General features: G+C 45.9%; 13 protein-coding genes and 1 riboswitch. Of the genes, 2 read left to right on the top strand and 11 right to left on the bottom strand.

Going from position 1 to position 13406, the window contains the following annotated elements:
- Positions 1 to 14: 14 nt before the first annotated feature.
- From ACESPQ_RS18485 to ACESPQ_RS18465, 5 genes are all read right to left on the bottom strand, one after another.
- On the bottom strand, positions 15 to 1247 hold the full coding sequence (locus ACESPQ_RS18485; protein WP_002610055.1) for an MFS transporter: 1233 nt from the start codon (positions 1245 to 1247) through the stop codon (positions 15 to 17).
- A 225-nt stretch (positions 1248 to 1472) separates the two neighbouring features.
- The gene (locus tag ACESPQ_RS18480) at positions 1473 to 2228 is read right to left on the bottom strand and encodes an esterase family protein (RefSeq protein ID WP_008728746.1); all 756 of its coding nucleotides are present in this window, start codon (positions 2226 to 2228) and stop codon (positions 1473 to 1475) included.
- Positions 2229 to 2263: 35 nt separating this feature from the next.
- Positions 2264 to 2791 carry a hypothetical protein gene (locus ACESPQ_RS18475; protein WP_233108988.1) on the bottom strand — a complete coding sequence of 176 codons (528 nt, stop codon included), beginning with the start codon at positions 2789 to 2791 and terminating at the stop codon, positions 2264 to 2266.
- A gap of 526 nt (positions 2792 to 3317) precedes the next feature.
- Positions 3318 to 3488 (bottom strand): hypothetical protein, encoded by a 171-nt coding sequence (locus ACESPQ_RS18470; protein ID WP_156346971.1) that lies wholly within the window; start codon positions 3486 to 3488, stop codon positions 3318 to 3320.
- Between the two features lie 15 nt (positions 3489 to 3503).
- Positions 3504 to 4817, bottom strand: coding sequence for a polysaccharide deacetylase family protein (locus ACESPQ_RS18465; protein WP_002610049.1), 1314 nt, complete (start codon positions 4815 to 4817; stop codon positions 3504 to 3506).
- A 127-nt stretch (positions 4818 to 4944) separates the two neighbouring features.
- Here ACESPQ_RS18465 and typA point away from each other — a divergent pair, with 127 nt between their 5' ends.
- Positions 4945 to 6780 (top strand): translational GTPase TypA, encoded by a 1836-nt coding sequence (typA, locus tag ACESPQ_RS18460; RefSeq protein ID WP_002610046.1) that lies wholly within the window; start codon positions 4945 to 4947, stop codon positions 6778 to 6780.
- A gap of 457 nt (positions 6781 to 7237) precedes the next feature.
- On the opposite strand, the gene ACESPQ_RS18455 is transcribed toward typA, so the two are convergent.
- Positions 7238 to 7630 carry a hypothetical protein gene (locus tag ACESPQ_RS18455; protein ID WP_002610044.1) on the bottom strand — a complete coding sequence of 131 codons (393 nt, stop codon included), beginning with the start codon at positions 7628 to 7630 and terminating at the stop codon, positions 7238 to 7240.
- Between the two features lie 361 nt (positions 7631 to 7991).
- A riboswitch (FMN riboswitch) is annotated at positions 7992 to 8106 on the top strand.
- An 83-nt stretch (positions 8107 to 8189) separates the two neighbouring features.
- On the opposite strand from ACESPQ_RS18455, the gene ACESPQ_RS18450 reads away from it, so the two are divergent.
- Positions 8190 to 8804, top strand: a complete 615-nt coding sequence (locus ACESPQ_RS18450; protein WP_009271074.1) for an ECF transporter S component — start codon at positions 8190 to 8192, stop codon at positions 8802 to 8804.
- A 108-nt stretch (positions 8805 to 8912) separates the two neighbouring features.
- On the opposite strand, the gene ACESPQ_RS18445 is transcribed toward ACESPQ_RS18450, so the two are convergent.
- From ACESPQ_RS18445 to ACESPQ_RS18425, 5 genes are all read right to left on the bottom strand, one after another.
- Entirely contained in the window at positions 8913 to 9392 is a 480-nt protein-coding gene (locus ACESPQ_RS18445) for a GNAT family N-acetyltransferase (protein WP_002610040.1), read from the bottom strand.
- A gap of 71 nt (positions 9393 to 9463) precedes the next feature.
- The gene (locus ACESPQ_RS18440) at positions 9464 to 10189 is read right to left on the bottom strand and encodes an ABC transporter permease (RefSeq protein WP_002610038.1); all 726 of its coding nucleotides are present in this window, start codon (positions 10187 to 10189) and stop codon (positions 9464 to 9466) included.
- Positions 10186 to 10794, bottom strand: coding sequence for an SOS response-associated peptidase family protein (locus ACESPQ_RS18435; RefSeq protein ID WP_109771691.1), 609 nt, complete (start codon positions 10792 to 10794; stop codon positions 10186 to 10188). The genes ACESPQ_RS18440 and ACESPQ_RS18435 overlap by 4 nt, the downstream gene beginning before the upstream one ends.
- A gap of 17 nt (positions 10795 to 10811) precedes the next feature.
- A complete protein-coding gene (locus ACESPQ_RS18430; protein WP_257328348.1) occupies positions 10812 to 12317 on the bottom strand; it encodes a tetratricopeptide repeat protein in 1506 nt (501 codons plus the stop codon).
- A gap of 70 nt (positions 12318 to 12387) precedes the next feature.
- Positions 12388 to 13233 (bottom strand): putative manganese transporter, encoded by an 846-nt coding sequence (locus ACESPQ_RS18425; RefSeq protein WP_008817664.1) that lies wholly within the window; start codon positions 13231 to 13233, stop codon positions 12388 to 12390.
- Positions 13234 to 13406: the final 173 nt, after the last annotated feature.

Genomic DNA, 13406 nt, shown 5'->3' with positions numbered 1-13406 from the left:
CCAACTCCTTTACATTACAGATTTTTCAACTGTTTCAGGAATATCATACCAGTAAACACCACGAAAGTAAACAAAGCAAAGGATGCGAAAATTACAGGGAGAGACACATACAGACAGACAACGCTCATTGCAAAGGAGGTCAGCGGAGTAGCAATGGTTGCCGAAGCATTAAAGATGGCACTGACTCTGGCTAGATAGCACTGCTCCACATGCTTCATAAAAGATATTGTAACGATGTTCATCAGAATAGCGATACAGAACCCGAACAGGAAGGCAGCTACTGCCATTGTGCAATAAATCACCACGGTACCCTGCAGATGTGCAATCTGCGTCAGCGCCAGATAATAAAATCCGGTGGAAACACCGCCAGTTAACAGCAGCGGCCGGTTGCGCATATGCTTGTGCAGATACGGATATACGAAGGATCCGATGCCCATACCGACGGAAAGAGCCAAAGAGGATACGGATAATAAATCCGCCCCCTGATGCAGAATTCCGCTGATATAAGGAGCCTGAAAGGAATTATACGGTACCAGAAGCATATTCATCAGCATTGCACAGGCGCAGATGACGATTAACAGCGGCATGCCCTTTACATAACGAAAGCCTTCCTTCAACAGGTATATACTTTTGTGGATATCCACTTCTGCTTTCTCTGTTATTTCCTTGCTGTGAATACAGCAGATGATGAGAGCAGAGAGGAAGAAGGAGGCCACATCAAACAGTATTGCACCCGACAGACCGATTGCCGCAATCAGGATACCACCCATCCCTGTACCGATGAGTTCACAGATTCGGGATGAGGATTGAGAAAAGGATAGACCGAAATCATAATATTCACGTTCAAGAATCAGTGGCGTAAAGGCTGTGGATGCCGGGTTGCGAAAGGATTCCAGTGTGTTGTTCAAAAACGTGATCAGCAGCAGCATCCACGGCTGCAGAGCTGACAGCATATACAATACGGCAATGCCTGCTGTAAGGATTCCCCGTAAAATGTCACAAGCAATCATGATGTTCTTTTTCTCCATACGCTCCACGATCGCTCCTGCGAAGGGCTGAACGAGCACATTTGGTATCATATTCACACCCAGCATAATCGCAGACCAGCTTGCGGAGCCTGTGAGTTCAAATATCAGCCAGGTGAATGCAATCATATCGATGGAGTCACCAAACCGGTTGATAAAATTCGCTCCCGTCATTTTCATAAACTCTCTCTGTTTGAAAATCTGTCGATAACCTTGTTCCATATATATCTATCTCCTTTATTTGATGAATATATAATACAATATAGATAGACGATTGTCAATCAGCACATTAGATATATATCTAATATATATAAATATTTACAAGGAGAGCTCTGCAACAACCAGACTTGCAGATAAACCATATACATATGCGGTATCCGGATGTAGATGCGCTAGGCTTCCTATTTGCGGCAGTCTTCCGAAAAAAAAGACCTGATGAACAGGTCCCTATACCATAAACTGCAAAAAATAATCAATTTGTTTTTTCCACCAGTACCAGTCATGGGATACATCATATCCCCAGAAATCGATCCAGACATCAATATGCTTGTCAGCAAATATCGCCTCCATCTGATGCATGCTGTTTTCCATTTCCTGTTCCCAGGCCCCCTGTCCGCAGCATAAGACGATTTCCGAATTGCGATACAGCTCCATATACGGATGATCCTGCTGCATATTCGGCAGATAATCACTCGGTGAATTGCGATAGGTCAGCTCGTCATGATAATCATGAAAGAAATAATCGGCATGATACAAGCCGCTCATTGCCAGCACCCGATTGAATAAATCCGGTCTTCGCAGGAAGAAGTTCAATGCATGAAAGGCTCCCAGACTGCAGCCGCAGGTCATCATATCGTGCGGCTCTTTTCCGCTGTTCGCATAGGTGCTGATTTCCTGAATGCGGGGGATCAGTTCATCGATGATGTAATGATAATAGCGCTCATGCTGCTCCATACGTTCTCTTGGATTTCCGTCGACATTGCTCCATGTTTCATTATCAATGCTGTCACAGCAGAAAAACTGAATTCTGCCGGCATCCACATACTCATGTGCAGCATCAATCATACCAAAGTTTTCAAAATCATAAAACCGTCCGTTCTGGGCAGGAAATACCAGACAGGGAATGCCTGTGTGTCCATACACCTTAAATTCCATATCCCGATTCAGCTCATGACTCAATTCCTTATAATACTCCACGTTCATAAAGATACCCTCCTTCTTCTTGCGCCATCATCACTTCATTTTTTTTGAGCACTCGCACGCTCCATTTCTTCGCACATTCCATCCGCCCACAGCTGGTAGATATCCGGGTATTCCTTCAGCAATACACATCGATCTGCCCCGCTACGTATGTCCAAAAGCTCCCAATGCCCCTGCCGCTTCCATATCAGCATATGCAGGAAGCCGCAGCTCCACTCATTAGCACACAATTTTGCGCATGCCTCTTGCGCAAACACAGTCAGCTCTTTTTCCTCCTCTTTCGAAATCCGATACTGTTTTCCCCCGGAAAGACGCCCTGCGGCTGTTGCGCGTGAAGCACCTGTATGATCCAGCAAAGCCTCCCATATATAAAGACTTCCCTCCAGCTTTGGCACCCGCAGCTGTTGACATCCATTCCATGCATCCGCAAGCTTCTTGCCATCCTCGTATGCATACAGCTGTTCCTTCTGTACGTTATACAGTGCGCCATGCTTCTGTGCAGATAACAGCTCCTGTGCCTGCGGAAGAGATAACGCCCGTCTTGCCGGAGTGACTGTACACCACATGCCCGGATCCACGCACGCCGTGTCCCGCTGTCCAGGAATCGCTGAACATTGGAAACCGTACATCCGCTCTCTACATGAAAATCCGTACGCAGCCGTGCATCGAAAAACAGTCTTCCTTCCTGAAAGGATTCCATACCGTTTATCCACCCATAGCGATATGTGAAAAACGCCGCTGCCCGCAATGCTGCATCATAGGATTGATATTGTTGTATTTGTATGTAGTCCTGCAACGCATGCCTGACCTCGATCCGCAATTCCTCATACGGTTCATAACCGATTCCCAGGGTATTGATACCGTTCAGCTTCAATCGATCACAAAAGTTCCAGTTTGTCGCAGGAAATAGCGGGGATAGGATAAGAAAATTCATACATTCCCAGCTTTCTCTTTTGATTATTATACCATATAAAAAGCGATTTTGAAAGACATGTATTTTTTTCTTTCTGAAACAGAATGAAAAGAAGGTCAGCTTTTTTCTGATCTTCTTCCTGCCTCCTGCTGATAAGGTGATACAGAAATCGCATCCGCCTATACACAGGGACTGTCGCAGGCACTCATTGGTAACTTCTGTAACAGTCCTGTCATCATAACGGCATATGGATACTGGTTTCCTGATTTCCCTCCGGCCTGTAGCCGGTGCCTCTCTTTACAGCCCAGCTGTCTACGTAAATAACCGCCGTCATCATACTGCCCATGCATATTTCTCTGCAGCCCTCAGGAATGGCGGATATGCCTGCTGTACGTATACAGATCAGACACGGTCACCAGCTGATACCCCTGCTCCTGCAGCCTTGGCACCAGCTCCTGCACAGCAGAGGCTGTAGAGGCGTATAAATCATGCATCAGGATAATGTCTCCGTCCTGTACCTGCTTGAGAACCCGTTCCACCACAACCTTTGCATCACGATCATGCCAATCCCTCGTATCCAGTGACCAGGTGACGATACGTTTTCCCTTTGCACATTCCATAACCGTTTTATTCTTACTGCCGTAAGGCGGCCGTATGACATCCGGATAGCGATGTGTGATATCATAAATGGATTCCTGCGTCGCAATGATTTCCTCCTCGATGTTTTCCTTTGACAGCGTCGTCAGCTGCTTGTGTGAATACGTATGATTTCCGATTTCATTCCCCTCCAGCACCATGCGCTGCAGAATATCCGGAAAATTATCCGCATTGCTGCCAAGGACAAAGAAGGTCGCATTTGCACCATACTCCTTTAAAGCATCCAAAATCGCAGGTGTATAGCGCTTGCTCGGTCCGTCGTCAAAGGTGAGGGCGATCATCGGTTTATTCGGATCGATATTCTTAATGGGCTCATTGAGAATATCCTCATAGGGGACGATTGTCTGCTGTGCCTCATTCTTTAAATCCACGGCATCCCCGAGGCTGTCATAGCCGCATTCAAACGTGGCCGCCTCATCAAACAGGGTTTTTTGTGGAAAGTAGAATACCATACGGTCCTTTTTCAATACAAAACGGTCGAAGTTATCCTCTACTGCGGAAATATGGGTGCGAAAACGGTCATTATCGCATTCCTTGGGAAAGCGTTTCTGAAAATAGTCAGATGCTTTTGCGGAAAGGAGCTGTATCCTATCCGCGTCAAAAATATCGTATAGATGAAGAAAATCCTGTTTCTTTGTATCGTATACGATCGTTTCCACATACTCCTGCTTCTGATAAATGCATTGATAGATCGCAAGCTTTACCGAAACATATCGATCATCCTTATAAAAGGATTGCCAGGTTATATTGAATTCCGCCTTGCGCTTTTCCTTATACGGCTTCACCGCCTCCAGAAAATGCTTCTGATAGGTATCCACCGTATCCTTGATTTTCTTGTCCAGCTTTGCAATGTCTGTTTTCGGATACATGATGCTTTCCAAATAGGTATCCTTATATTGGATATCCTGCACGGTCGTTCCGATTTCCTGATTCGGATTCTTATTCTCATCCAGCTCCTCACTTCTGCAGCCGCAAAGCAGCAGCAGACAAAGGAAAGGGCATACAATACGTCTAACATTCATGAATTATCACCTGCTCCTTCAAGTATATGGAAAAACAGGCGAAAATAATGCATTATTCTGCGAAAAAAATTGTAATTCAGGCGATTTCGTATTATCATTATAGTTGGTCTAAAAGGTGGAATTAAATATGAATGAAAAAGAAAAGATTATAAATATCGCGGTCATTGCCCACGTCGATGCAGGAAAGTCTACTCTGGTAGATGCCTTCCTTCGTCAGAGTGATGTATTTCGCAGCAATGAAGAAGTTGTCGACTGTGTTATGGACAGCAATGATCTGGAACGGGAACGTGGTATCACCATCTATTCCAAAAACTGCAGTGTTATCCATGATGGTGTTAAAATCAATATTGTAGATACTCCGGGCCATGCGGATTTCTCCAGTGAAGTAGAGCGTATCATTAAGACCGTTGATGCCGTTATTCTGCTGGTGGATTCCAGTGAGGGCCCGATGCCGCAGACGCGCTTTGTATTAAGCAAGTCTCTGGAGATGGGGCTTCGCCCGATTCTGTTAATCAACAAGATTGACAAAAAGGATGCCCGTCCACAGGAGGTTGTGGATGAGGTGTATGAGTTGTTTTTGGATTTGAATGCAACGGATGCACAGCTTGACTTCCCGATTTTATACGGTGTGGCCAAGCAGGGAATCGTTCAGTATGATATGGATACACCAAGTGATTCCATTGAACCGCTGTTCAAGACGATTCTGAAGCATTGTGAAGCCTATCCGGATTTGGATGAGGAGCCTTTGCAGATGCAGATCAGTGCGCTGGCATACGATGAGTATATCGGGCGTCTGGGCATCGGACGTATTTATCAGGGTGTGCTGAATGCACAGCAAAGCGTTGTCATCTGTGATTCGTTTGGACATGAGCGTACCAATACCACCTCACAGATCTTTGTATACCGTGGATTGAGCCGTGTTTCTGTAAAAGAAGCGAGAAGCGGTGATATCGTTGTGGTAGCCGGTATTCCGGATATCATGATCGGAGAAACCCTGTGTGAAAAGGATCATGTCATGCCGCTGGAAAGCATTCACGTGGAAGAGCCTACCCTGAGCATGAACTTTATCGTCAACAAATCTCCGTTCGCCGGAAAGAGCGGGAAGTATGTAACCTCACGTAATCTGAAGGAGCGTCTGGAAAAGGAGCTGGAGGTCAATGTCGGACTGAAGGTGGAGCCGACAGACAGCGGAGACTGCTTCAAGGTCAGCGGCCGCGGAGAATTACATATCTCTGTTTTGCTGGAGCAGATGCGCCGGGAAGGCTATGAGGTAGCCGTAAGCAAGCCAGAGGTTATTCTGCATAAGGATGAAAACGGAAAGACGGTAGAGCCTGTGGAGGAAGTTGTTGCACTGGCTCCGGAAGAATACAGCGGAACAATCATCAATAAGCTGAACCTGCGAAAGGGTGTCATGGTGGACATGGTGGAAGAAAACGGCTATTGCCGTATTACCTATGAGGCACCGACAAGAGGACTTCTGGGATATCGCAGTGAGTTCATCAATGATACACGCGGAGAGGGTACCCTGGTTCGCCGTATTAAGGGATATACGCCTTATAAGGGAGAAATCACACAGCGTGCAAACGGTGCCATGATTTCCACAGAAACAGGTGGTGCTATGACCTATGCCCTCTGGAATCTGCAGGAGCGCGGTTCCCTGTTTATTTCTCCGCAGACCGAGGTCTATGAGGGAATGATCATCGGCGAATCCGCTAGAAATGTTGACATGGATGTCAATCCGTTGAAAAACAAAAAGCTGACAGCGATTCGTTCCAGTGGGAATGATGAGGCAATGCGTCTGACGCCGCCAAGAGACATGACGCTGGAGGAAGCTCTGGAATGGATCAATGATGATGAACTGGTGGAAATCACACCGGACAGCATCCGTCTTCGCAAGAAGGGGCTGAAGCCGCATGAGCGCCGTCAGTATTATCGTGAAAGAGTATCCGATGAAGTAAAATAAACAAACAGAAAACGCCAGCATCTGGCGTTTTTTTTATGATGCTTTCTGCGGCTTGCGAATACCGGACGATGCATCCAGCCTTATACAAATCCGAACAGTCTGAAAGAGAAACAGCGCTGCTGAACGCGAATACCACCAGAGGAATGCTGCACGGTTCTTCCTTGGTCATGGGAAATAAAGCCTGAATCATAGGTATGGACCCCGGCTTACTAGGCTTTTCCTGTGCGTTCACTAATAAGAATAGAATTGGAAGCACCATGGAAACTCTGTTGATGTCCCTAAAAAGGCTTTATCATAGGTTGAGGGACGCGAGGGTAGGCTGGAAGAGAGCTCAGACTATTCACGCAGGTGTGAATAAGCAGAGAAATGGCTGTTTCTCCCATGAACAAGAAGCTTCCCTCGGGAATCTGCCTGTATGAAAAAAACTGCCGTGAGTATGTTCCTTCGGCAGTAACTGTTACGTACGCTTGTCAAACTTTGTTTTACATTTCGGGCAGGTAATCGTAATAGTACCCCTCCCCTTCGGAACACGCAAACGCTGCTTACAGTTGGGACAGTTGTAATACTTATGTGTCTTGCGATCCTGAAATTCGCGTTTCTTTGTTCTCCATTTATTCTGAATCGGGTAGATCCACCCCATAAATTTCGCATTTTCCTGTGAGCGCTTATATGTATTTCTGCTCAAAATACGAAACCAGCACCATACGATCAGCAGCAGCGCCACATATCCGATATATGGGATACGGAAAGCAGTGCCCAGAATCGTGATTACAAAATACAGAATCAATAACGCAAAAGACAGCTGATCCACACCGTATCTTCCGCGCATAAAATTCTGAAACCATTTCATATTTCAAAACTCCCTTCGATTGTGACATATTATATCACGTTCCCTTTCCGATTTCCAGCCTGTCGGAATTTTACGACAATATCACACAAAAAGCCCATGTTTTACCAGCTTCCCGCAGGAATTGCACAGCAATCGAGGATTGCGCCTATAGACCACTGTGTGGAAGATGATATACAGCATTGTGTAGTGTGAAAAGCAAACAGATGTATGAAAACACAGGATGTAACCGTCTTTCTCTCAATTGCTTTTTTTACTGAGGGTTCATGAAAAGCTGACAACAGTAAGACCGAAATTACTGACATATAGTTTATGGAGCGTTTGTGTTGACGGAATGAGAAAAGACTGCTATGATATACCCGACAAAAAACTTCAGGGTCGGGTGAAATTCCCAATCGGCGGTATACCCCGCAAGCCATAAGGCAGAACCGTGTGAAACTCCGGTGGCGACAGTATAGTCTGGATGAAAGAAGTTAAGTTTTTTTCGATATGTCCCTAAAGGTTTTTGTTGAAAACCTTTTTTCTTTTGAAAAAAGGCTGACACAGACAGGAGGAATCGTATATGTCAGCATATGTTTCAACAAAAAGCAGGATGAGTGTACAAACCATCGCCAAAATCAGTATTCTGGGAGCACTGGCCTTTCTGGTCATGATGTTTGAAATCCCCCTTCCCTTTGCGCCTGATTTTTATAAGCTTGGCTTTGATGAGGTTATCGTATTGATTGGAGGATTTGCTCTTGGCCCCTGGGCAGCCGTCTGCATTGAAGCTCTGAAAATCGCATTGAATCTGCTCATCGGAGGAACCATTACGATGGGCGTCGGAGAGCTTACCAACTTTCTGATTGGTCTTTCCTTTGTACTTCCGGCCACAATCATCTATCAAAGGGATAAAACGAGAAAGCATGCCCTGTTCGGTCTGATTGCAGGAACGATCTGTATGACGATACTGGGAGGACTTCTGAATTATTTCGTAATGCTGCCGGCTTATTCCTATTTTATGAACCTGCCACTGGATCGCATTATCGAATTTGGCCATGCAGTAAATCCAAACATTAACGGATTGCTTGCACTGGTGCTGATGGCAACCACCCCATTCAATGTGTTAAAGGGTGTCCTGTGCAGCATTGTTGTCTTCTTATCTTATAAAAAGGTATCCCCGGTTATAAAGAAACAGTAACAAGCTTCCACTCGGTCTGAATTCAGATAAAGCGGAAGCTTTTTTTATTATGCAAGCCATATCCTGATGGAAAGCAGCTGCTATCGATTCATGTATTAAGGGATTACTTCATCCTTTCCAACATACCAAAGGCCTACTCCTCATGCTTTTTGATGATCTTTTTGAAGTTGAGCTGGCGCTTCTCACGCACATAGCCCCTTGCTTCATAAAAGGCATGTGCCCCTGTACGTACTCGCCGGAAACAAGACGAATCATACAGACATTCTGATTTTCTGCCCATTGCTCTACCTCCGCAAGCAGCCTGCTTCCAATTCCCTGCTGCTGGTAATCCGTATGTACTGCAATTCCCAAAATATCTATCATTGGCGCTGCATACAGAATATCATAATCCTGTGCATGCACATAGCCGATAAGCTCCTGCTTTCTTTCAGCCACCACAAGGAGATGCTGCGGCATGTGTAACAGACGATGCAGCTGCTTTTGTGTATCTGACAGCGAACAGTCATAGCCAAGCACATCAGCATTCAAACACTGTAATGCAGCCGCATCCTCCTGCCGTGCAGTCCGCAGATGAATGTGATCCTTCATGATATTTCTCCTTCCCGTTTTTATTATTGCATAGCTTCAATTCCTAAAAAAAGTATTCTCAAAGCAATTCTTCAGACCTTTTGTCCGCCTGCGAAATGAAGCAGAGCATCCATAAGCAGTAAGATCAGTATAATCCATCCGGTCCATGCAAAGACACCGGTCATATCCGAGGTCAGCCTGCATAAATTCATCTGCCGTCCGATCCCCATCGGTACCTGCCCCATGATTTCCGACATGACACCCACCTTAAAGGTCAGCGAAATCCCGTTGGATAACGATGCCTGTATAGAAGAAGAAAGCAGCGGCAGATAGACACGGCGCAGCAAATACCAGCGACTCTCCGGATATAGCTGAACGACTCGCTTCAGGTTTTCATCCATATGCTGCAGACCACTGTACAGACTGCTGTATATCGTTGGGAAAATGATGAGAAAGCTGACGATTGCCGCACTGCTCTCCGAGCCGAACCATAATAGGATAACGATGATGTAGGAAATATTGGGAACACTGCGGGTCAGCAGCAGGATTGGATAAAACAAATCATGGAAGGCAGGCATGCGGTAGGATAGGAATGCACACCACCCGGCCAATACAAATGCCGCCAATAGTCCGCCCCATGAGCGAAGCAGCGTCACCAGTGTACTCTGATAAAATGCCGCAGACTGCAGCTGCGCTCCCATCAGCTTCAAAACATCGAGGGGATAGGGAATGATAAAATCATTATCCATCCAGACAGCCAGCAGCCACCAGAGAAGAAACAGCAGAAACGCCGATGACAAAATTCTGGCCTGCCTCATCGCTCATCCTCATCAAACAGTGACAGCTGGCTGTTTTTAGCCGGTACAGGTGCTTTCCTGTTATCCACTGCCGTAAATGTCAGTCGTTCGTTATCTACCTGAAATTCCAGTTCGTCCTGCAGATACAGCGGAATCTGATCCTCAAGCATCAGAATGGGAGTACGATCATGGATATCCTTCATTTGTCTTACGGATTCCCCTGTCACAATCACGAATTCCTTATGCTCATTATAAATTCCTGCCAGATAAAACAGAGGGGCATCCTCGCGCTGGATCAGTATTTTCTGCTTCTGCTTTCCTACCTTCACCCATTCATAAAATCCGTTGCAGGGAATCAGACATTTCTTAGAAAGCATGGAGCGAAAGGTCTTTTTCTTTTCAATACCTTCACTTCTTGCATTGATCAGCTTACCATACGGTCCCTCGATTCCCCATTTCATCACATCCAGCGAAAAATCCTCCTGTCCGTTGACGAGTACCAGCGCCTGATTGCCGGGAAATACTTCCTCTCTGGCAAACTCAAACAGCGCCTGCTGCTCGATTTTATGCTTCAGCCTTGCGAATGCAGGCAGCTCTCGTAATTCAAAAAAATATCTTCCGCACATATGCAAGCCTCCTGTCCTTATGCTTTTTCGTTTCGTTCCTCCAGCAGTCCTTCAAGCTGTGTAATCTCTTTTTTTATCCAATTTTCATTATAGCCCTGTTCCAGGGCTTTCTGATAATGCTCCAGAGCCTGCGCATATTTCTGTTTTTCCGTATACAGCTCCCCAAACGCGGAATGCAGCCAGCCGTCATCCCTTCCCAGCTGACGAGCTTCCAGAAGAAACGATAAGGCCGCATCCAGTTGATTCAGCCGCAGATTACACCAACCCAGCATGGAACAGTTTAACGGATTCTTCGGTTCCAGATCATAGGCCTTCTTAAAGCAGCGAATCGCTTCTTTATAGTCTTCCAGCTGTGTATAATTCCAGCCCAGCTCGCTGAAATTCCAGGCTTCACCTCCGAAGCGCTCAATCCGCTTCTTCAAAACAGCAATGGCTTTCTCCCCCTGAGAGCTTCTTCCCAGATTCCACGCATACAGATCCTGCATTTCCCTGCCTTCCTCTCCATGCTGCAGACAGAACTCACAGGCTGCAATAGCCTTAACATGGTCATGCAGATCACTGTAGCATCGGGCATAATGAAACATCAGCCAAAGATCATCCTTTTTTTCTTCACTGGCACGCTCCAGATATTGAAGCTTTTTTGTCCAGTCCTGCTGCTTATGCGCAATCCAGATCATTTCCTGATAGATCCAATAGGTATCCGTTTCCTTCTGCAATGCCTTTTCAAAGTACTCCAGAGCCGTGTTATACTGCTCATCCGATTCCCTGATACGTTGCAGGGAACGATACACATCTCCCAGCAGCGTTCGCTCACTTGTATCATCTCTTCCAAGCTCCAAAGCCTTTAAAAGATGCAAAAGTGCCTCCTGCGGTTCATTCTTCTGGAAATAAGCAAATCCAAGCTCAAATTCCCTCCAGTCCTGGTAATGCTCATGTTGAATCTCCTGCAGGATTTGAATCTCCTTGTCATATTCCCCACAGGCCTTGTAAAACCTCGCCAGATCAAAGCGTGCATCCTCATCCGGCAGGATACGGTAGCTCCTCACATAGTATTCCTCAGCTGTTTCCTTGTCACCAAGCCCGTAATATGCCTCGGCAGCCTGCGAAAGCAGCCAGACATTTCGTTCATCATCCAGCAAGCCGTTTTCAAAATATGTAATTGCGTCTTTCAGATTGCCCAGCTCCTTATAACACCAGCCAATCTCACCATGCAGCCAGGGCTCATCAAAGCCAAGCTGCAAAGCCTTCAGCAAAGCATCCAGTCCATCCCTGATATTCCTCTGCCGATCCAGTGAAAAGCCCAGCTGAGAATATATCCAACCATCCTCCGGGAAATAAACAAGCCCTTTTCGCAGAAATACCTCCGCTTCCTGATAGCGCTCCATATGGTTCAGAATCCATCCCATATTCCCATAATAAAAAGGCTCCTCACTCGCGTACAGCTTGTGCTTCTCCAGCAGTATACGTGCATCGTCCAGCCTGTTTTCCTCGATCAGCTGTGTAAATTCTTCCTTATAATCCATAGTCTGCACCCCTTTGCACCTATTATACTATACTTTCGGGCTGAAAAAAAGAAGACCATGCTTCCATGGCCTAAAACAGCTGCAATACAATCCCACTTGTGATTGCTGTCACAAAGAGAATGGCAAAGATGCGCAGGATATCCTTTTTGTTGTCATACATACGAAGCAGCACCAGCAGTCCAAGTCCTGCACTGGTAATCAGTCCGGCGGTTAGTGCCCCAAAGGACAGCACGCCGTCCATAAACAGCTGTGCCAGAATCACACTGGCTGCACAATTGGGAATAAATCCTGCCAGAGCCGCAAGCATTGGCTGCAGATAAGAGCCCTGTGCCAATATGGTACGCAGTGTATCCTCCCCAATGTAGTAAATGAAAACAGACAATGCAAAATTTACAGCAAAGACAAAAATAAAGATTTTAATGGTACGAATCATAGCAATATAGACGATGGAATGATGTTCCTCCACACTTTCTTTCTCACACTCCGCATGAATATCATGCAGCGGATGGTTTTCCTTTAACCGGTGTCCGCGTACAAGCAAATCTACAATATATCCAACCAGTACTGCGATAACAAGCTTTACTGCGATAACAGAGAATAGGACATTGATTTGCTTCGGCTGTGCGACCAGAATCGGAATAGCCTCATCACTGGTTGAAATAAAAACAGCCAGTAAGGTTCCAAGTGAAATGGAACGGTTCATATACAAACCGCTTGCCAGCACAGAAAACCCGCATTGCGGCACAATGCCTAAGATACCACCAATCAGCGGTCCCAGAGCTCTTGCGGATTCCAGCCGCTTCTGGAAACGGTCATTGCTTTTATGTTCCAGGTACTCCATAAGTAGATACGTCAGAAATAAAAACGGTATCATTGGTAACGCATCATGGAATACATCCTGTAGTACATCCTGCATAAAACTCCTCCTTCACATACTAGAGAATTTTACCATTCTTTCGAATTTTATACCAGCAAAACAATCATTCGTCAACGATTAAAAAAGACCCATCCAAAGATGAGTCAGATTACCTGGCAGCGTGCTATCTTCACTGGAGCCAGTCCAGATATTGTCGCCGCTGATATGCTTAA

The organism is Clostridium sp. HGF2, from assembly GCF_964240115.1.
GTDB classification, from domain to species: domain Bacteria; phylum Bacillota_I; class Bacilli_A; order Erysipelotrichales; family Erysipelotrichaceae; genus Clostridium_AQ; species Clostridium_AQ innocuum.
This window is presented reverse-complemented; position numbering and strand designations above follow the sequence as displayed.

What these genes read in the sequence shown, in the direction of transcription:
- ACESPQ_RS18485 (WP_002610055.1), bottom strand. Translation starts at nt 1,247, where the DNA reads ATGGAACAAGGTTATCGACAGATTTTCAAACAGAGAGAGTTTATGAAA.
- ACESPQ_RS18480 (WP_008728746.1), bottom strand. Translation starts at nt 2,228, where the DNA reads ATGAACGTGGAGTATTATAAGGAATTGAGTCATGAGCTGAATCGGGAT.
- ACESPQ_RS18475 (WP_233108988.1), bottom strand. Translation starts at nt 2,791, where the DNA reads ATGTGGTGTACAGTCACTCCGGCAAGACGGGCGTTATCTCTTCCGCAG.
- ACESPQ_RS18470 (WP_156346971.1), bottom strand. Translation starts at nt 3,488, where the DNA reads ATGCATGGGCAGTATGATGACGGCGGTTATTTACGTAGACAGCTGGGC.
- ACESPQ_RS18465 (WP_002610049.1), bottom strand. Translation starts at nt 4,817, where the DNA reads ATGAATGTTAGACGTATTGTATGCCCTTTCCTTTGTCTGCTGCTGCTT.
- typA (WP_002610046.1), top strand. Translation starts at nt 4,945, where the DNA reads ATGAATGAAAAAGAAAAGATTATAAATATCGCGGTCATTGCCCACGTC.
- ACESPQ_RS18455 (WP_002610044.1), bottom strand. Translation starts at nt 7,630, where the DNA reads ATGAAATGGTTTCAGAATTTTATGCGCGGAAGATACGGTGTGGATCAG.
- ACESPQ_RS18450 (WP_009271074.1), top strand. Translation starts at nt 8,190, where the DNA reads ATGTCAGCATATGTTTCAACAAAAAGCAGGATGAGTGTACAAACCATC.
- ACESPQ_RS18445 (WP_002610040.1), bottom strand. Translation starts at nt 9,392, where the DNA reads ATGAAGGATCACATTCATCTGCGGACTGCACGGCAGGAGGATGCGGCT.
- ACESPQ_RS18440 (WP_002610038.1), bottom strand. Translation starts at nt 10,189, where the DNA reads ATGAGGCAGGCCAGAATTTTGTCATCGGCGTTTCTGCTGTTTCTTCTC.
- ACESPQ_RS18435 (WP_109771691.1), bottom strand. Translation starts at nt 10,794, where the DNA reads ATGTGCGGAAGATATTTTTTTGAATTACGAGAGCTGCCTGCATTCGCA.
- ACESPQ_RS18430 (WP_257328348.1), bottom strand. Translation starts at nt 12,317, where the DNA reads ATGGATTATAAGGAAGAATTTACACAGCTGATCGAGGAAAACAGGCTG.
- ACESPQ_RS18425 (WP_008817664.1), bottom strand. Translation starts at nt 13,233, where the DNA reads ATGCAGGATGTACTACAGGATGTATTCCATGATGCGTTACCAATGATA.